This is a genomic window from Idiomarina sp., from assembly GCF_048265525.1.
Lineage (GTDB): Bacteria > Pseudomonadota > Gammaproteobacteria > Enterobacterales > Alteromonadaceae > Idiomarina.
In genome coordinates this window covers 17493-37173 of the sequence record NZ_JBLXBI010000004.1, presented here as the reverse complement: position 1 = coordinate 37173, position 19681 = coordinate 17493, and the positions used below count along the sequence as shown (strand labels likewise).

The following is a 19681-nucleotide window of genomic DNA, read 5'->3' as shown; positions in this document are numbered from 1 at the left end:
GCGTCTTACATCATTACTACGTCGAATTGTTCCTGATTATACAGAGGTTCGGTTTGTATTTTTATTTGACGCGAAACAAACAGCTCAAGTTCAGCCAGCGCATGAGATTCTTCGTTAAGTAAGGCTTCACTTACCTGTGCAGAGGCATAAACAACGAACTTATCGGCTTCATAAGCTTTATGAACCCGGACAATCTCGCGCATAATTTCATAACAGACAGTTTCGACCGTTTTCATGCTACCACGCCCCAGACAAACCGGGCATTCCGAGCACAAAACATGCTCCAGGCTTTCTCTGGTGCGCTTCCGGGTCATTTCCACTAACCCGAGCGAGGTAAAACCATTGATGGTTGTTTTTGCGCGGTCTTTGCCTAACGCTTGTTCAAGGCTGTGCAATACCCGTCGCTTATGCTCCTCGTCCTGCATATCGATAAAGTCGATAATGATAATGCCGCCAAGATTCCGTAACCGCAATTGACGAGCTATCGACTGCGTGGCTTCGATATTGGTATTAAATATGGTTTCTTCCAAATTACGGTGACCAACAAACGCACCCGTGTTGATATCGACCGTAGTCATCGCTTCGGTCTGGTCAATAATCAGAGAGCCCCCGGATTTCAAGTCAACCCGACGATCGAGCGCTCGCTGCATTTCATTTTCGACGTCGAATAAGTCAAAAATGGGTCGGTCACCGGTATAGTACTCAAGCACTTTCGTTAATTCGGGAATAAAGTCCTGAGTAAACACTTTGAGGGTGTCGAAGGTGACTTTAGAATCGACCCGAATGCGCTCTATTTCTTCGCCGACAAAGTCGCGCAATACACGACAGGAAAGATTCAGATCTTCGTACAGCATGCCCACTTTGCGTTGAGACTTTTTCCGCGCCTTTATTTTCTCCCACAACCGGAACAGAAAGTCAGCATCGCCCCGCAGCGACTGATCTGAAGCACCTTCTGCCGCAGTGCGAACAATGAATTTTCCGTCGCTTTTACTGACCTCTTCTGCCAACTGCCGCAAACGTTCCCGTTCCTCGCCTTCTTCAATGCGCTGAGAGACGCCTACATGGTCGCTCTTAGGCATAAAGACCAGGTACCGTGACGGTAGGGTGATGTCGGTGGTTAAACGCGCTCCTTTGGTTCCCAGAGGGTCTTTAACCACCTGCACCATAATATGCTGCCCCTGATGCACTAGTTCGGTGATACTTTGTTGTGGTTTTTCGTCAGGTCGGGGTAAATCGTCACCGTCCACCTGAACGACAATGTCCGAGGCATGTAAAAACGCCGCTTTGTCGAGGCCAATATCAATAAACGCCGCCTGCATTCCCGGCAACACCCGCGATACCTTCCCCATGTAAATGTTGCCAACTAAGCCACGCTTTGCCTGACGTTCAATATGGACTTCCTGCAAGATGCCATTTTCAACAAGCACTACACGAGTCTCTGTGGGGGTCACATTCATTAGGACTTCAACGCTCATCGACTTCACCTGTCATTTCAAACATCCGCAACAACTGTTCAGTTTCATATAAAGGTAAGCCAACAACAGCAAAGTAGCTACCTTCAATACGTTTTACAAATTTCCCACCGTAGCCCTGAATACCATAGCCAGCCGCTTTATCATGAGGTTCACCGGTTTCCCAGTAGGCATCTATTTCTTCCTGGCTCAGCGCAGCGAACTCCACCTGAGTTGTAACTAGCGCTGTTTCGCTGGCAACCACGCTGTGACCATTCCAGCGACAAACACTAACTGATGTCAGAACCTGATGTGTCTGACCTGAAAGTTGTTTCATCATTTGACTGAAATGTTCATAACTCTCTGGTTTTTCCATCACCTGCCCCTGAAAGCTTATCAGGGTATCAGAGCCTATCACCAGACAGGGAGTTTGCTGTCGTTTTGCCACAGCCTGAGCTTTTTCTTCAGCCAGACGGACCACATAATCAACGGCATTCTCATTAGCCCCTCTTAGCTCCTCAATTTCGGGAACTTCACAATCGAAGGGCCGATGCAATAGTGTCAGCAACTCTCGCCGACGGGGAGAAGAAGAAGCTAGCAGCAGGCGCATTAAACCACTCCGAATTGACGACGAACTTTTCGCAGTAACGGAAACACCCACAGCCAGAAAACAGCGGAGGTGAGCACTGGCCAGAAGTAAGAGAAAGTAAACTCAGCGTCGTGTAGAAAAACATTGGCTTCAAACACAACAAAGCGCTTAATAAAAATCAACACGGCAATAACCAGTGCTTGCTGTATTAGCGCAAAATTACGAATGCGCTGAAAATGACGTGCCGCAAAATAAGTGACAACGACCATACCTAAAGCATGAACCCCGACAATAGACCCCAGCAATATGTCGCTCAGCACGCCGAGCACCAGAGCGGTTCCCATATTCACCCTGTGCGGCAAGGCAATTATCCAGTACAGCATAACTAAAGTTGGCCAGTCAGGCCGAAAGGTATCGAATGCAGCCGGCATTGGCATAACCATCAGAGTCAGCGCAATGATATAGGTTATCAACAAAGTGATGAAGCCGGGTTTTATCATTATCATTCCTCGTCCTCATCAAAAATGGGCTGCTGCTCGCCGTCGCTTGGCCACAACAATAAAACATTACGCACGCGGTCAAGCGCGCTGACCGGATCCGCTGTCACTTTAGCAAAAGGGAGAGACTCATCTCTGTCAATTTGTCGAATTGTTGCCACCGGATAGCCCTCAGGGAATATACCGCCTAAGCCCGAAGACATTAGGAGATCCCCTTCTTTTAGCTCGGTGCTGTGAGGAATAAACATCAACTCCAGCCGTCCGATATCGCCGGTACCCTGAGCCAGTACACGAATGTCGCTGCGTTCAGAGCGCAAAGATATCGCATGGCTCTGATCCGACAACAGCAGCACACGAGCGGTATTACCGCCTACGTCCTGCACTTGTCCAATAATACCATGGCTGTCTAGTACAGGCTGGCCTTCGTAAACGCCACTAAGCGTACCTTTATTAATAACCAGTTGCTGTGAAAACGGCTCTGAGGCAACAGCAATGACCTCGGCGACCATACGCCGGACCGAGTCGCGGGCGTCTGAACCAAGAAGCTCACGTAGCCGTTTATTCTCGTTCTGAAGAAAGCGAAGCTGTTGTTGCTCACCCTGTAATTCCAGAATAGCCCGCTTTAACCGCTTATTCTCATCACTTAACTGCGACGTGGTTTTTAATGATTCGGAGACACCATCCAGCAGTTGTTCCGGCAAAATAGCCAAATACTGAACCGGAGCCACCAGGGAATTCAGAAATAACCGAACCGGCTTCATGGCTTGAAGACGGTGGTCAATAAAGATCAGCAGAAACGAACAGGCTAGTGCGAGCACTAGCCTGGAGAGTAAGGATGGACCGCGGGCAAACAGCGCCTTCATGAATTACTCATAACTGAATAAATCACCACCATGCATATCAATCATTTCCAGAGCTTTACCGCCGCCTCGTGCAACACAAGTTAACGGATCATCAGCAATAATAACCGGAATACCGGTTTCTTCCAGGAGCAAACGATCGATGTCTTTCAGTAACGCACCACCACCAGTTAATACCATACCGCGCTCGGAGATGTCTGATGCGAGCTCAGGTGGAGACTGCTCAAGCGCAACCATAACGGCACTGACAATACCCATTAAAGGTTCCTGCAAAGCTTCCAGAATTTCATTACTGTTAAGAGTAAATGAACGCGGAACACCTTCAGCAAGATTACGGCCACGAACTTCAATTTCTTTCAGTTCTTCGCCGGGGAATGCAGAACCAATTTCGTGCTTAATACGTTCAGCAGTTGCATCACCAATAAGTGCACCGAAGTTACGGCGAACATAGTTAATAATGGCTTCGTCAAATTTATCACCACCAATACGAACCGATGATGAATAAACCACACCGTTTAATGAAATAATGGCGACTTCGGTTGTACCACCACCAATATCGACCACCATAGAGCCTGTAGCTTCAGACACAGGTAAACCTGCACCGATAGCAGCAGCCATTGGCTCATCAATTAAATAAACCTCACGAGCGCCAGCGCCCAATGCAGACTCACGAATAGCACGACGCTCTACCTGGGTTGAACCGCATGGAACACAAACCAAAACACGAGGGCTAGGACGAAAATAATGGCTGTCGTGCACTTGTTTGATGAAAAACTGGAGCATTTTTTCGCACACATAGAAGTCTGCGATAACACCGTCTTTCATAGGTCGAATGGCACGAATGTTTCCTGGTGTACGACCCAGCATTTGTTTTGCTGCTGCACCAACGGCGGCGATAGATTTTGGCCCGCCTGAGCGTTCCTGACGAATGGCAACAACAGACGGCTCGTTCAGAACGATACCCTCATCTTTGACGTAGATAAGCGTATTCGCTGTTCCCAGGTCAATAGAAAGGTCGTTTGAAAAAAGGCCGCGAATTTTTTTAAACATGAAGCGGTATATCCCTACTTATAAGCTAACAGAGTGACAGCAAAGAGCGCAGTAAGTACTTACTGAGCTCTTACAACACGGAATCCAATGTAGTTGGAGTTAAAATCTGACGGAAGTTCCATTTTTGTCGAAACTCTTGCCAAACTTGGTGTAAAGTTCCAGGCTCCGCCTTTAACTACAACACCCTCATCGGTTTCAGCCCACTCCCAGACGTTACCGACAGTATCGTATAATCCCCAAGGGTTACGATGAAAGCTAGCTACCGGAGCTGGACGTGTATTTGACCAATCTGTTCCACAGTTACGGCAGTTTGCTTTGCCATAACCAACATCATTTCCCCACCAGAAGTCAGTTTCCGACCCGGCACGTGCAGCGTATTCCCATTCCGCTTCAGTGGGAATGCTGTATTTAAAACCACTTTTTTGAGTTAACCATTCAGCATAAGCCTGTGCGTCGTTGTAACTCACGCACACAACGGGAGAGCTTTCAGACTGTTTAAATCCAGGGTTTTTCCAGCTGAGTTTTTCATTAAACTGCGGACGACCATTGCTCAGGCTTGCGCAAGTACCGTTTTTCTCTGCCTCTGTGACATAAGCGGTATCTTGTACAAAGTTGCCAAACTGCTCAACCGTAATTTCGGTATCAGAAATACCCAGTGCGGTTGGAATTTCACGCGTTTCGGCCGGACGTTCATTCGGTAAACCATTGCCGACCAGGTCACCCATTTTAAATTTACCCGCAGGAACAACAACCAGTTCAGGACCACGAACATCGCGATACAGAATGTCCTGAATTTTTTCACCGCTGGTAAAAGAGTAATCCGATTTTTCTAACTCGGCTCGAATAGAGGTAGCGTCTTTCAGTAGGATTTTCTCTGCATAGGCTGAATAGCCATACTTAAGAATTTCAATCTGATGTTCGCCGCCGGGCAGCATAACTTCCAGCGGGGTCGAACCATAACTAACACCATCGATAACAACTTCATCATCATACACGTTAGAGCGTATGGTTAACGGGTGCATGACGGAGCTATCAACCGTTTCCTCATCACCCGCTTGCAGCTCCCCCGGCCGTTGCTCCGATGCACAATAGCGCATATCGACATTTAGCAACGTACAAGCCTGGCTTTTCGGCAACTGACCACGCAGTTCAACCGCCAGTTTGACACCGTAGTTACCGGCACCGCTAAAGCCATTACTGACCGTTTTAGAACCTAGAATTTGTACATTCGGACTGGCTTTTTCAATGTTTTCGCGAGCCAGAGAAGCCTCACTTAAACCATCCAGAATGGTATCAAGATACTGTTTCGATGCTTTTTGCTTAGCCATGAGTTTGCCGCGATTTTCACACTGTCCCAGTGTTTCCTGGCGGTCACAGCTAATTGACTGACTCACTTCAAGTTCGCCAGTACGGTTAAATTCATTTTCTAAGCGACCAACACGCGCTAAATTGCGTTGCTCTTTTAGCGTCTCAATTTCATTAATAAGGCTATGTTTGCTCACACGCGCTTCTTCTACTTCGCGCGCTTTCTCACTAACCAGACTCACTTGCTGCTTAATGTCTGCTTTATTCTGCTGGTGAGCCATAACCGCTTGCTTGTACGCTTCTTGAGCGCCAGCAATATCAATTGTTGGGTCTTCCACCAAACGTTGGTAGCGGTCATTCATTTCCGCCAGTGCTGATTCGCGTTTCGTTTCCAGTTCGCTATTGCGCTCACGCAAGTTTTGTAACTTTTCCCGCAGATCCCGCTCTTCTTGCTGAAGCGTGTTTACGGTGCCAGAAAAGTTTTCAAAATCGCTCTCTAGAGTCGAAATTTGGTTAGCAATTTCTTCGACAGTCATCTCCTGCTGAGCAAGAGCCGTCGAGGCGAATGTCAATGTAGAGGCCATTACCAGGGCCAGTCGAGCCAATCGCATCATGTTTCCATTCCAAGCTTGAAAAAATAACAAAGCGGCGTAAAAGCCAAAGCTGTAGTCGCACTATCGTTATTGTAATAATTATGAACGTTCGTCAACGTCCGCATTTTTCGTTTAAACTCTGCTTTATGCTATTTGCTTGTTAACAAAAGAGCAAGAGGCATTGTCATCGAATTGTCGATTAATCGTTATAATTCGTTCTACCAACCTACTTCCTGCCAGTAAATTTGACGGTCTCTTCCCCGATAAATACCGAATGTACCCTCGGCTGTGGGGTTATCTTGGTAGTTACCGTCGCCGTCCCAATCGTATTGCAAAAAAGAAGGAACAGTCAGCTCGAAAGTAAACTCGGCATTCGACCCATAAGCTTGCCAGCGCAACAAGTCTTCCATTGGACTATATTCTTCCTGCAATTCACCTTCAGCCAAACTGACCGAGTCCGGCGTATCTGACGGCTCAATAGATTCAGTGTCTAAGCTTGTAACCGGCTCCGTTGTAGGATCGATAGCCGATAGGACGTCGAGTTTGGATACTGAGACAGTAAAGCAGTTATCATTAGTATTTTTGACGAAACTATCACCATTCCAAAACTGGGCTCGACCAGACAGCGGAAGGTCATCAACTTCGGCGCCGAAGATATTATCTAAAACAAAGCGCCCGTAAAGTAACTTTACACTATCATACAGTTTGAATGCTGGTGCTTGGGCAGCCGCCGGAAGATTAGACTCTGTTATTATCGAATAATAATTGCCGCCTTCGCTATCATTAAACTGAATTCCCAATTTATAGTCTTCATAAGGACCTTCTTCCGCACCGTTCGCAAGGTTTCGACGGTAAGTAACTGATGGCTCAGGCGACTTGAACGAAGCCGTTCCCGCATTTTCCTCATCCTGCCCCCATTTAAGTTCAATGTCTGGCGCAAGCAGCTGGTCTGGATTCAACGGTTCAGGACTGCCACTTGCACCATTAAACGGATAGAACTCCAACTCACCCTCGACAACTTCTGTCGGGTAATTCTTAGTCGTTTCACCATTTTTATTAACCGCTGTTAAGGTAAAGCTTGCTCCTAATAGCTGCGCCTCCCCTATATAATAAAATTCGTCACCTTGGCTTTCATTATTCCTGTTACAGACACCGCTGAAACCACCGAAGGCTTCCATTTGAAATTCGTAAGGGATAAACCTTCCTACTTCCCTCTCGGTTGTCAACATAATTGGAGACCCATGGTAGCCAGGCAAATAATTCTGGCTTCTTATATATGCAGTTACCCGAGTTGAGCCGACTTCAGTGTACGTAAGCCCCGAGTTTGTAAAAACACCGGCTCCATCTTTAGTAAAACCATCGGCATTCGTTATTTCACCGTTATAAGATTCTACCGCCTCAGTCTGAGCCATAAGCTGTAATGTTTCAGGAGCAGCCTCATTACCGAAGTTTGGTGTGACATCACCTTCATCATTAATCGCGATAAGCTGTGCGGTAAAAATTTCCCCAGCTTTTGCCAAAATAGTTCCGTCGTAATTGCTTGAGGTGTCCTGACTGGCTTCGACATCAATACTTGCGGGGCGCCAGACAAAAGCTTCCGATGTTCCCCTTAGTGTTTTCCCATTTGGTAAAGTGGCTTGGGCTGTTAGATTGATAGCACCAGCGTCTTTATAGTTGATTTCCAGAGGCGCTTTTCCGTCAGTAAAGCTAACAATGATATTACTGGTGCTATTTTCTGTCACCTCGGTTTCATTAACAGACGCCCCCATCAAACATTGGTCAGGGTCAACACAGTTCATACTCATAGATACCGAGTTCAAAGGCTGCGTCACAGCCTCGCAAGCCAGTGTCTGACTGTTCGTTTCCACTGCGCGCAGTTGCAAGTTACTAAAAGGCACGGCTGACACCTGTGACGGAATATCAGTGTCCTCAAAGTTATCCCCACTAGTAAAAATGAATCCGGTATCACTAAACTCAATATTACAGCTCTCCGACAAGTTGCCATTAACTAAACAGCGTGTCGGGTTCTGTGGTTGCGGTAAGGTTCCTGTAGTTTCAACAGCGAGAGGATAAATGCCGGCGTTAGTCTGTTCCAGACTTGTGGTACCCACCGGAGAAGCCGAAACTGGGTTAGTTGACCAGTCCCCGGCTGTAGAATTTAACTGAACGGTGCTACTCCCCTCATACAGTTCAGAGCAGCTGGCATTGGCACAGGCGGTAACCTCAATGTCAGCAGCCGCGCAGGTCAATGCCGGGCTGTTATAGGACAGCTGGTAATGATGCACTGGCGACACCGGTGGCGCCGTATCGGACGCTCTACAGAAGTTACCTCCGGCAATGGGTTCTACAGGCGCCTGATAATTCACCTCGGGGTCAAAAAAACCGAAGCTGCCTGTGGCAAAGCTTCGCCCACCAACACTCACTCCGCCGGTTACTTCTGATGTCTGCCAAAAGAAGAAGCTACGCTCAAAAAGAAAATTACCTGCAACGTATATATACCCGTTAAATTCGACATCCTGCTCTAACGTCAAATCGCCCGTTACAATCAGCATCATTTCATTGGCATTACCGCCAACGTTAATACGGCGCCCCGATTGAATAGTCACATCACCATCTATATAAACACGTGAGGTTTGCCCATTGGTGGTGTAATTAAAGCCGGTGTTACTGAAATTCCCGGTACGCAGATAATCAATTGGCTGCAACTGCGCGGGAAGCTGCGTATTGTAGGAACGATCCGGTAAATCAAAAGGTTGGGGAACGTTATTGGGCACTTCAAAAGCAACAGGCCAGACATCTTCACACAGTGGCCGCTGGTCATTACAAGGTCGCGTAATGCTTTTTAATGCTGTCACGTCACTTTCGGTGAGAACCTTGTCATCAATAAAAACCTCATCAATTTCGCCGTAGAAACTGTTTTCCCCGGTTGCTTGCCCGCCAATATACAAACGGGGGGCAACAGAGTTCAAATTGGATGACCCATTAAAAGAGGTTTGATCAGCCCGTTGCCCGTCAATATACAGAGTTAAACGGCGTGCATTACGATCATAGGAAGCCGCCAGATGATGCCAGTTATCATCCAGCAAATTAGCCTGACCTTGTTGCGTATTGCCGGCCTCAACATTAACAATTTGGCCATTATTACGGCGTATTTCAAAATAGAGTCCGCCACCATCGCGGGTGTCCTGCCGGTAAACTTCGAAACGTCCGGAAGCCCCCTCAGTAGGTCCGTTACCTATCACTAAAAGACTCTGATAGCGATCTGACTGATTTTGCCCAGTGGCACTGCCTTTAAACCAAAACGCAACACTTACAGATTCAGCATTAGCAATTGACTGAGCGTTATCTACGCGCACTGCGTTATCGCCATTAAATTTGCCATAACGGCAGGTGCCTGGGCTACCAGCAATTGCCGGATTAAACCCTGATGTATTTGCACCTCTTAATGCTTGCCCGTGCAACCCGTTGCCGGAAACATCCAGCACTTCGCCAAACTGTCCTCTCCACTCGGCCTGATCAAAAGCCCAGTAACCAAGTCCATCTAACGGCTGGTCGGGAGGTTCACTTCCGCAAGGCCCTTCGTTGTTGTTGATGTCACAGGTTTCGCCCTGAACATTGCTTTCGTCAATAATCTGCGGGGCATTCACATAGCCAGTGACCGTGCTTGAGTTAGGAATGGTGACTCTGTCGGTAGCGTTAATATTTCCATCAACAAGGTTTTCTCCATCCAGCGTTACGCTGCCATCTGCATCAATATCACCATTTAAATCAGAGCCGTATCTCAGCGTTACATCGTCGCCTGCAATAATATTGCCATTAACGGTGTTCTCCCCTTCTAAAACAACTCGCCCGTCACTAGTAATTGCCCCTTCAACGTCTGAACGAAAACGTAAAATGGTGTCACCGCCACTGAAAATAGCACCGGAAACATCGTTTTGTCCTTCCAGAATAACGTTGCCATTTGTAGCGTTAAGGTTGCCATTTACCTCTGTTAAGAAGCGCACAATGACATTATCTCTGGCATCGACATTACCCGTAATACTGTTTTCACCCTGTAAAATAACGCTACCGCTGGTCGAGCGGATGGAACCGTCGACATTAGTGCGAAAACCCACCGATACGTCATTTGCCGCAACTAAAGAACCGGAAAAAATATTCTCATTGGCCAGAGTAATACTTTGCTGGCTGCTAATATTCGCGTTAAGTACGCTTTGGAAGCCGCCGTTATATGAGCCCGTGGTAGTGATTGTTAACTGCTGAGCGCTTCCATTCTCGTTAATGCGCATTTCAGAGCCAAGATTAAAGTTACCATTCACATTAATCACAACCGAATTATTGCCGGAAATTTGGATTCGGTCGCGGAAGTTCAGGTTTAACCCGTTAGAGCAGATATAGGTATTACCAGATTTAGAACATCCGGGGAGATTATTATTGGGCAAATTGTAATTGGCAGCCATAACGGAAAACGACGCAAAGGCGATTACAGTGATTATGACGGCCTTAAGTGCTTTCAACAGGATCATCAGTTCTTCACTCGCGTTTCAATCGCCAGTTTCCTTGAGGCAGCTTGACCTCCTGCAGTGCAGGTACCGGTAGCTTCGAGTCTGAAATGGATATATGTTTCGTTTGAATCTGGAGTATGAGTTGCTGATTCACAAGCAATAGCAGCCTCGCAATTACCGACCGCTATATCCTCGCTGAAGTCAGGGCATGCAGTAGCGGGGGCTCCGTCTAAAGGGTAAAGTTTCATCATGCCCTGTTCTACTCCGGACTGAGCCGCCATGAAGCTGCGCGTTCCTAAAACTTCAACCACGACACTTTCTGAGGTTGTTCTTACTAAGTTTGACAGAGCTGCAACAAGAGCCCCAAGCACGACAATGACGAAGATCGCAATGACCAGGGTATTACCCCGTTGTTTATTTAGCGAACTTTGAGAGCGGTCATTATGGCGCATTAGGAATATGAACCTTTTGATTATAAAATATCGACTCGTTATTTCGACTTACAAACTCAAGCTGAATATTAATGACATTATTACGTTGTGAAGCGCCGGGTTCCAACAAAAATGACGAATTATCCATATTGAGTCTTTCCGCCAACAACTGACTTTCACTTAAGGTAACCGGCGGAACCGCTTGGGATTGATTCCAGCCATAATTTCCTACTCGATACAAACCGCCGTTTTGCAAACAAAAGCTGACCGGCTGCTTGCCGATATACGCTCTTTCTCTTGGTGAACTCTGAGCGAATCGACTGTCGGCAACCAAAGGAAGAATATGGGTCGCCGGGGTTGATGCCGACGCACCGGCGCTGTCGTAAGATTCTGCTAGTAAAGCGTAACGTTGAGCATTACTGGCGTAAATAAAATTGGACCTGGTCGCATAGATGAAAATTCTGTCCGACGGCTCAGCAACCCACGGAGTGCTTAAAGAGGATAATGTAACCAACGTCATTTGATTAGAGCGCTGAGGCCTTATAGGAGCGTCGTAATAGGTCCCCACCGCCCGTACCGGCGAAAATTCAAGACATTGAGTGCCGCCGGATGAGCGTATTCGAATGCTGTTGGGGACAGCGTTGCGCAGTTCACGAGTGGCGCGTTCCGCTGCAAAGCGACTTTTCTCTATGGTTTGTAAACGTTCGGCGCCTGTTGTGAACATCTGTGCACCAATACCAACAAACTGAAAGGAGAAGCCAGCGACAATAGCCAATATTATGATAACGATAATCAGCTCAATTAAGGTAAAGCCGCTCATGTTTCGCATCACCAATTCCCTTTTTGAGCCCTAAATTCAAGGGCTTCCTGCTGCGGTGTTTGCACCTCAATGGTTATAAGCTTAACTTCGTTAGGTATTTCGTAACTAACAAAAACTTTTGCCTGAAAACCTTTATACAAATTCTCATCCAAATCGCTCAATTCCCCACCATCTAATTCCAGACAGTGATAATCATCTACGTCATCAAAGTTGCTGCGCTGCGACTCTTCAGCGTTGGGCAAACTGCCATCCGCTGGACAGGAAGTTAAATTTGCGCAGTCGCCGGCAGCCGGTTCGGGGCAGCGTAAGGATTGATTACCTGCCTGACTATTCTCATCAAAGCGTCTGGACAAAATTTCATTCATTAAACTCTGTCCGATTTCGGTCGCCCGAACCTGTTGCCATGGGTCAACACTTTGCCGAAAGAGCTGACCAAGCCCCCCGGTGACCACAAGAGTGACAATAGCAATAACCACAATGCCAATAATGAGCTCTATAAGCGTAAAGCCATTTGAATGCCTAGCACTCATTAATGTAACCCTCGCTATTTATGCAGAGATCACGACTTGTACCTGAGCTCTCGGTAAGGGTAATAGTGCATCCACCATTACATTGCTCTGTTGGCTTACCTAAACCGTCAAAACCAATAGTTGCGGGTAAAGAGCCGGAGAATGAAAAGGTAATACTGTCGACATTACTTATCTGCCGATTGTTCTCTTCAATAAAAGGAGGAACCCCGAGGGTATTTTCTGAGACGACAGAGGAGTAATTACCCGTAGTATCCTGCATAGCTTGTAGCTGAATGCTGCGCAAAATACTCATTGCCTGCTGTCTTACAACTTGGCTTTGGGTACCGGAATTATCGAAAAAGACGGGGCCTGCAGATACAGCGAGGATACCGATGATGACCAGTATGATGATGAGTTCTATAAGAGTGAAGCCTTGGGACTTCATAGTTAGCCTTTAAAAAGCCCACAGCTTAATAGCTGCGGGCACCCTAAAGTTGGATTTAGCAGCCAGTCGTTACAATAGTAATTGCTGGAGGGGTATTAGAATCAGCCGCATCTGAATATGTCGCGTAACAGTTCGTGTCGGTAATATCCTCTACCTCGGCCGCTGTCGGGGCTGGTACTTGATCACCAGGGGCAATTGAAATAGTACCGCTATCTGCAAAAAACGCCCAGTCTGTTGTCACGGTAGCAGCTGGGTCAACATTTGTTGCATCTAAATTCGCTGCAGTAACAATACCGGCTTCAGTAGCCGCTGGGTAGCCATTAACTGTCGCTACATTGTTTACAGTTACGGGAGCGGCGGAAGTACCATCTAAGTCATCATCAATCGCAGCTCTTGCATATACTGTCTGACTCGCGCCCTGCATTGCTCCTTTCAAACCTTTGACAGTCGAAGTCCGTGCGTCAGTAGAAAAATCAATAAACTGAGGCGCAGCCGTTACTGCTAAAATCCCCAAAACTACAATAACGATGATCAGTTCGATCAGGGTAAAACCTTTTTGATTGCGCATAATTAAAACTCTCAATTGTTGTAAAAAAACTTACTGGTTGTTGCTGTGAATACTCACGCCGCCGTTGCGTGGATTATAAACGAAAGCATTGCCCACTGTCAGATAATCATCACCCGACGGAGCTTCTGTTTCATTTTTTATGGTGTTCGCTAAATAGTAAACACACATATCGTTACCTGCTGCGCTATCTTGTGTCACGTAAGTAAAATAGCGTGTTTCGTTCAGGTTATTAAAATTGGTTGTGACCGTTGGTGCGCCCTGCAAAATAGACTGCATAACACTGACGCAGTCCGTTGCAGCTAAGTTTTCGTCATGCGCATTTGCATTGTCACCACTCACCGGATAACCGGTGCTGCCGTCTACGTAAAGCTGAATTTGGTCCATAGACACCTCAGCCCCGGCTCCCGTGCCGTTTGCCCCTTTCGGACGACCACTCAGTTCCCATTCTCCGCGCACAATACCAACCGCACTGGCAAAGCCACCGGCAACACCTTCTAGGGCGGCGTCTTCAGCATCCGATGATACATCAGTGAAGCGCGGAATGGCAGCGGCTGCCAACAGGCCGAGAATGACTACGACAATAATCAGCTCGATGATGGTAAAACCCTGCTGTTTTTTACTCATTTTAGCTCTCATACTAAAACTCCAATAGAATCCATTTTATTACATTTCCTTAACACTTAACACCGGGTTATTTCCGAACAACCTGACCACGGTCACTTTTATAGGTAAACCACGGGCTTTGGTTAATTCTGTAATGGCAATTCCCGTTCTCTAATTCCGTATCTAAAGCGCTGCCCGGAACGTTACTGCCCAGATGCTGCCACAACTGCAAACACCCTGCCTCAACCGACGGCCACCCTTGTTCATTCATTACTACATTGGTTTGCTGTGTTTTATTTTCATAAAGCAAAGCAACTTCTTTTGGCTTACCGCGTCGCATCCATTCAGTCCTGGCCAGCCAAAGCGAGTCAATAAAACGCGAAACCGCAATATCTAACTCGGTCTGCCGCCATTTTTGCGGCTCATCAACCAAAACCATTCTGGCCGCCACTGCACCCAAGACCAACAACAGCAATACCACTAGAATATTCTGCAGCCGCTGAATACCCCTACGCTCATCCGCTTCGGCTCGTGTCATCAGCGGCCCTGATACGCGCTCATCATGTCCCACATTGGGGTAAATATGCCCAGCGCGAGAATCAATACCATAACGGCTACAACCGCTATCATTAATGGCTCAATACGCGCTGTTAAGGTTTTGAGATCGTAGTCGGTTTCACGTTCGTAATATTCAGCGACCTCTAACAGCAGAACATCAACCCTGCCGGTCTCTTCACCAACCGATATCATTTGTAAAATTAGTGGCGTAAACAGGCCTGACTGGCGGGCAACCCGCGACAGGTTTTCGCCTCGTTCAATGCCGCGACGCATCTCAATAATGCGTTTTTCCATCCAGGCATTATCCACCGCTTCGGCAACCAAAGATAAAGCCTGTGTCAGCGGAACGCCGGCACCTATCATGACCGAAAAACTGCGGGCAAAACGACCTAACATGGAACGCATTAAAATGGAGCCAATAATGGGTGTTTTTAACTTCAGACTGTCCCATTTCAGTCTTCCGCTGTCGGTCGCTATGTAATACCTGAGGCCGAAAAAAGCACCGACCATTGCAATCAACAACACATGCCAATAGGCGACGAAAAATTCAGACGAACCGAGCAAGGCACGGGTTGCCCATGGCAGTTCGACATTAAACCGACTGAACATAGAAGCGAAAGTTGGGATCACAAAAATGTTCAGTACAAACATGGCAATAACGAGCGCAATAAGAACAAAGCTTGGGTAGCGGGTTGCAGCTTTTATCCGCTTTCTGGTGTCTTGTTCTTTTTCTAAATAAACCGAAAGCTGTTGAAAAGACTCTTCCAACTGCCCGGTATTTTCACCCACATGCACAATAGCAATAACCAGCCGCGGAAAAACGCCCCGGTGATGTGACATGGCTGACGACAGGTTGCGCCCCCGCTCCAGTTGCTCATGCACATCCTGTAAGGTTTTACGTAAGCGCTTGTTCTGGGTGGTATCTGCCAGCCCTTCAATAGCCCGCAGCATAGGAATACCAGCTTGCGTCAACGAATACATTTGTCGACAGAATATAATCAGCTCGTCCAGCGACACTTTTTGCTGAAACGCAGACTTTAAACTTTCCCCAAAGCCGCTATTCAATAAGGAAAAGCTCTGGCTTCTTACTGAGTTAATTGAGAGCGGCACCAAACCGCGACGCATCAATACATCGGCAGCGTTACGCTCATCACTGGCATCCAGCGAGCCCTGCTGCAGTTGTCCTGCTTTGTCCCGTGCACGATACCGAAACTGCATCAGATACTGTCCTCAACACTTTCAGCCAGGAATAAGACTTCATCGACGCTGGTAATACCTTCGCGGGCATAGTCCAGTGCAACCGTGGCCATAGACTGATAACCCGGGTGCGCTTTCGCTGCTATTGCAAACTCTCGTGTATTACCATCACGCAGGGCGTCCATCATTGGTGTATTCATTTCCAGTAGCTCGAACACACCAATACGCCCACGGTAGCCGGTATGGTTACATGTCTGGCAGCCCACTCCCCGTTTAAACGAATAGCCAGAACTGCCCTCACGTAAATGTTCCAGCCACTGGCTTTCAGCTTCATCCGGCTGATAACTCTCTGCACATTTATCGCAAACCCGACGCACCAAACGTTGTGCCAAAATACCGCGTAGCGCAGCGGCTACCAAATAGGGCGGCGCACCCATGTCAATTAAACGCATAGCGCTGGTGATGGCGTCATTGGTATGCAGTGTGGATAAGACTAAATGACCGGTAATAGAGCCACGCAAACCAATTTCAACGGTTTCGTGGTCGCGCATCTCACCGACCATAATAATGTCCGGATCCTGACGTAAGGTGGTGCGCAGAACCCGTGAGAAATCCAATCCAATTTTACTGTTCACCTGCACTTGCGAAATACGCGGCAAACGGTACTCAACCGGGTCTTCAACCGTAATCACCTTTTTGCCTTCGGTATTCAGCTCGCTAAGCGCGCCATACAAGGTTGTGGTTTTACCTGAGCCGGTAGGCCCGGTTACCAGCAACATACCATGCGGACGTTTAATTAAAGCCCGTATACGCTTAATAATAGCGTCAGGCATACCGGTTTGCTCCAGCGACAACAGCCCGGCAGACTGATCCAACAGACGCAATACGCAGGACTCGCCGTACTGCACCGGCATGGTTGATACCCGCACGTCGATACTGTGTTTGCGAATTTTAATATTAAACCGGCCGTCCTGCGGCAGACGTCGTTCAGAAATATCCAGCCCAGCCATCAGCTTCAGACGTAACACCAGCGCATTGGCAATGTTGGTTTCTTCCAGCACATTTTCCTGCAACACTCCGTCCACACGTTGTCGAATCCGTAATTTGCGGTCGTCCGGCTCTATGTGAATATCCGAGGCTCGAACTTGCACGGCATCCTCAAAAATGGACTGCAGTAATTTAGCCACCGTAGCTTCATCGGTATCGTCATCGAGGCTTAGCCGCCCCAGCTCAAACTCGCTGGTGTCTTCGTATTCGTCCTGCAGTTGGCTGGCAAAGGTTTCAATTTCTTTGGTGCGCCGGTAAAGGTTATCAAAAGCCTGCATCAACTCGCTTTCAGGAACCACTGCCAACTCTACCTGGCGCGGAGCAAGTAACTGATTAATGGCGTCAATTGAGGACAGGTCGGCCGGGTCACTCATGCCAACTAACGCCTGCTCTTCACTGGCTTCTATAACCAATGCCCGATGTCGACGCGCCTGAACTTCAGGGAGTAATTTAAAAACTTCCGCCGGGATCTTGCGTTCAGAAATACTGATAAGCGGCAGCTTGAGCTGCTGCGCCAGGAATTCAAGTAACTGTTGCTCAGAAATAAAGCCGAGATCAGTTAAGGTTGCGCCCAGTTTGCGTCCACTTACACGCTGCTGCTCAAGTGCTTTTTGCAGCTGCTCTTCACTGATGATTTGCTCGTGAACAAGCAAATCGCCTAATCGCATTTTAAGACGAGGACGCTTCATTGCTCACCTGCCTCAGTTTCCTGTAAAGACGCAATTTGCTGCTCAATAAAGTCCAGAGTTGGCCGATGCTGTATCCGGTTTAAAGCCTCCTGATACGAAGCTATAGCGGCCTCAGGCGCGAACTCCTGTTGAGCTACCGCCTTACCTAAATACCAGCGGCCTTGCGCAGGTTCAGACTCAAGCAGACGCTGATATGCGTCAGCAGCAGTCTTGTAGTCACCCTGCGACTGTGCCAACAACGCCTGTTTTTGGACATATTCCGGATAGGCACCGGCGTCTGGTGTCGCTTGCTTCAATAAACTCAGTGCTGCGGCAGGCCGCGCTTCTTTTTCAAGAATACGCGCACTTAACAGACGAAACTCAAAGTCGTTCGGGTTCAGCTTAAAGCCGGCTTCTAGCGTTGTTAATGCCTGCGATACCTTATTCCGGCCAAACTGCAAAGCCGCCAGCTTTTTCCTCACCTCTTTATTTTCCGGTGTAACAGCAAGCGCCTTACGCCAATGGTCTTCTGCCGACGTTAAGCGTCCCTGTTGCTGAGCTTTTTGCGCTTTCTCAATATGTTGTGCGGAAATTTCTGCTGGCGAGAGCTGCACGGCATGCTTACTAAATTCACCACCTTTTTGTGCCTCATTTTCGGTTTCTTCAGCGGCAACAACAGGCTTTTCTGGCACCGGTTCGGCCTTTTCCGGTCCGGCTTCCGGAACCGTAACGGACGCTAAGTCTTGTGCCTCTGTTTCATTCGATTGCTGCGAGTCAATTTCTGAGCGAGAAGTTCGCTCAGCTGGCACTTCTATCACTGCAGTATCAATGAATGGTTCGACCCGTTCTTGCAGTTTTGGCATTTCAGCAGGCTCACTCTCTGTTACCGTCATCGTATTTTCTGAACGCGACTGCCACCAGAAAATAACTAAGGCCAGAACAATTACCAGCATAAGCGCTAACAACCACAGGGCTAAACGATGGCTACTGCGGCGCTCTACCGCGCTACTCGCGGCCCTTTTCGAGAACGGCTGTTGCCCCCGACGGTCTAAATCTTTTAAAACTTTATTAATAACGCTCATAGCGAACCACCCATTTGCCAATAACTGAGCGCGGCTGCAGCCACAAAAAACACGCACACAGACACCGTTACGGGAAGCCATACAGAACGAGTCAATTCCGCGTCTTCGGTGTCATTAACCGCGAGCTTTAAGTCCCGCGTCGACAGCTGATGACGTCCTTCACCATAAGCCAGCAACAGCATTTTATGGCACAGCATATTAATCAGACGGGGCACGCCACGGCTGCAACGGTGTAATCGCCGGACTAACTTCCAGTCAAATATCGGAGTCCCCTGATAACCGGCGACATCCATCCGGTGCGCTATATATTCGGCTGTTTCATCCGCATTCATGGCGGTTAATTTATGCGAAAAACTGATTCGCTGACGAAGTTGCCTAAAGGCTTTTTGTGACAAACGCTCATCCAGTTCCGGCTGACCCAGTAAAATAATATGCACCAATTTACGCCGTTCAGTTTCTAAGTTGGATAGTAAGCGCAAAGCCTCGAGACTCTCTTCCGGTAGCGCCTGTGCCTCATCAATGAGTATCACCACGGCCTGCCCATTTTTATTGATATCCAGCAAGCGTTGTTGTAATGCCCGCGCCAACTGCTGCTGGTTGGTCATTTGTTCTGTTTCCAGGTCCAATTCTTGAGCAATGGCCAGCCTCAGCTCAGCCGGGTCAAGGTATGAGTCCGGAATATAGGCGGTTTTAAAAAAGTCAGGGATGTCATTTAATAATCGTCGGCACAGCAAGGTTTTACCGGTTCCGACTTCTCCGGTAATTTTAATAAAGCCTTCACCGGTTTTTAACGCCGTTAAAACCACCTCGAAAGCCTCGTGGTGGCTTTTCAAGTCGTAGTAGAACTGCGTGTTCGGCGTTATAGTAAAGGGCAGTTCGCGTAAGCCGTAATGGTATAAGTACATA

At 47.8% G+C, this 19681-nt stretch carries 18 protein-coding genes; all 18 read right to left on the bottom strand.

The annotated features are described in order from the left end of the window. Positions 1 to 5 precede the first annotated feature (5 nt). Complete coding sequence (gene rng / locus ACN0TF_RS09305) at positions 6 to 1475, bottom strand: ribonuclease G (protein WP_011233646.1); 1470 nt, start codon at positions 1473 to 1475, stop codon at positions 6 to 8. Next, positions 1465 to 2061 (bottom strand): Maf family protein, encoded by a 597-nt coding sequence (locus ACN0TF_RS09300; RefSeq protein WP_417441700.1) that lies wholly within the window; start codon positions 2059 to 2061, stop codon positions 1465 to 1467. Before ACN0TF_RS09300 ends, rng begins: the two co-directional genes overlap by 11 nt. Further along, entirely contained in the window at positions 2061 to 2546 is a 486-nt protein-coding gene (gene mreD / locus ACN0TF_RS09295; protein ID WP_417441699.1) for a rod shape-determining protein MreD, read from the bottom strand. Before mreD ends, ACN0TF_RS09300 begins: the two co-directional genes overlap by 1 nt. Beyond that, positions 2543 to 3400, bottom strand: a complete 858-nt coding sequence (mreC, locus tag ACN0TF_RS09290) for a rod shape-determining protein MreC (protein WP_417441698.1) — start codon at positions 3398 to 3400, stop codon at positions 2543 to 2545. The genes mreD and mreC overlap by 4 nt, the downstream gene beginning before the upstream one ends. A 3-nt stretch (positions 3401 to 3403) precedes the next feature. Continuing rightward, positions 3404 to 4447: a rod shape-determining protein gene (locus ACN0TF_RS09285; RefSeq protein ID WP_011233642.1), complete on the bottom strand. Its 1044-nt coding sequence runs from the start codon at positions 4445 to 4447 to the stop codon at positions 3404 to 3406. Positions 4448 to 4506: 59 nt separating this feature from the next. Continuing rightward, a complete protein-coding gene (locus ACN0TF_RS09280; RefSeq protein ID WP_417441697.1) occupies positions 4507 to 6366 on the bottom strand; it encodes an SUMF1/EgtB/PvdO family nonheme iron enzyme in 1860 nt (619 codons plus the stop codon). 197 nt (positions 6367 to 6563) lie between these two features. Next, a complete protein-coding gene (locus tag ACN0TF_RS09275; RefSeq protein WP_417441696.1) occupies positions 6564 to 10868 on the bottom strand; it encodes a DUF6701 domain-containing protein in 4305 nt (1434 codons plus the stop codon). Beyond that, positions 10868 to 11299: a Type II secretory pathway component gene (locus ACN0TF_RS09270; RefSeq protein ID WP_417441695.1), complete on the bottom strand. Its 432-nt coding sequence runs from the start codon at positions 11297 to 11299 to the stop codon at positions 10868 to 10870. Before ACN0TF_RS09270 ends, ACN0TF_RS09275 begins: the two co-directional genes overlap by 1 nt. Next, positions 11289 to 12107 carry a prepilin-type N-terminal cleavage/methylation domain-containing protein gene (locus ACN0TF_RS09265; protein ID WP_417441694.1) on the bottom strand — a complete coding sequence of 273 codons (819 nt, stop codon included), beginning with the start codon at positions 12105 to 12107 and terminating at the stop codon, positions 11289 to 11291. The genes ACN0TF_RS09270 and ACN0TF_RS09265 overlap by 11 nt, the downstream gene beginning before the upstream one ends. After that, the gene (locus ACN0TF_RS09260; RefSeq protein ID WP_417441693.1) at positions 12107 to 12628 is read right to left on the bottom strand and encodes a type IV pilus modification PilV family protein; all 522 of its coding nucleotides are present in this window, start codon (positions 12626 to 12628) and stop codon (positions 12107 to 12109) included. The genes ACN0TF_RS09265 and ACN0TF_RS09260 overlap by 1 nt, the downstream gene beginning before the upstream one ends. Then, entirely contained in the window at positions 12618 to 13052 is a 435-nt protein-coding gene (locus ACN0TF_RS09255; protein ID WP_417441692.1) for a prepilin-type N-terminal cleavage/methylation domain-containing protein, read from the bottom strand. Before ACN0TF_RS09255 ends, ACN0TF_RS09260 begins: the two co-directional genes overlap by 11 nt. A gap of 55 nt (positions 13053 to 13107) precedes the next feature. After that, positions 13108 to 13620, bottom strand: coding sequence for a type II secretion system protein (locus ACN0TF_RS09250; protein ID WP_417441691.1), 513 nt, complete (start codon positions 13618 to 13620; stop codon positions 13108 to 13110). A 30-nt stretch (positions 13621 to 13650) separates the two neighbouring features. Next, complete coding sequence (locus tag ACN0TF_RS09245) at positions 13651 to 14244, bottom strand: prepilin-type N-terminal cleavage/methylation domain-containing protein (protein ID WP_287797790.1); 594 nt, start codon at positions 14242 to 14244, stop codon at positions 13651 to 13653. A gap of 67 nt (positions 14245 to 14311) precedes the next feature. Further along, positions 14312 to 14761 carry a Type II secretory pathway component gene (locus tag ACN0TF_RS09240; RefSeq protein WP_417441690.1) on the bottom strand — a complete coding sequence of 150 codons (450 nt, stop codon included), beginning with the start codon at positions 14759 to 14761 and terminating at the stop codon, positions 14312 to 14314. Further along, positions 14761 to 15999, bottom strand: coding sequence for a type II secretion system F family protein (locus ACN0TF_RS09235; RefSeq protein WP_417441689.1), 1239 nt, complete (start codon positions 15997 to 15999; stop codon positions 14761 to 14763). Before ACN0TF_RS09235 ends, ACN0TF_RS09240 begins: the two co-directional genes overlap by 1 nt. After that, entirely contained in the window at positions 15999 to 17714 is a 1716-nt protein-coding gene (locus ACN0TF_RS09230; RefSeq protein ID WP_417441688.1) for a GspE/PulE family protein, read from the bottom strand. Before ACN0TF_RS09230 ends, ACN0TF_RS09235 begins: the two co-directional genes overlap by 1 nt. Beyond that, on the bottom strand, positions 17711 to 18775 hold the full coding sequence (locus tag ACN0TF_RS09225; protein ID WP_417441687.1) for a tetratricopeptide repeat protein: 1065 nt from the start codon (positions 18773 to 18775) through the stop codon (positions 17711 to 17713). Before ACN0TF_RS09225 ends, ACN0TF_RS09230 begins: the two co-directional genes overlap by 4 nt. Next, a complete protein-coding gene (locus ACN0TF_RS09220) occupies positions 18772 to 19680 on the bottom strand; it encodes an ExeA family protein (protein WP_417441686.1) in 909 nt (302 codons plus the stop codon). Before ACN0TF_RS09220 ends, ACN0TF_RS09225 begins: the two co-directional genes overlap by 4 nt. Position 19681: the final 1 nt, after the last annotated feature.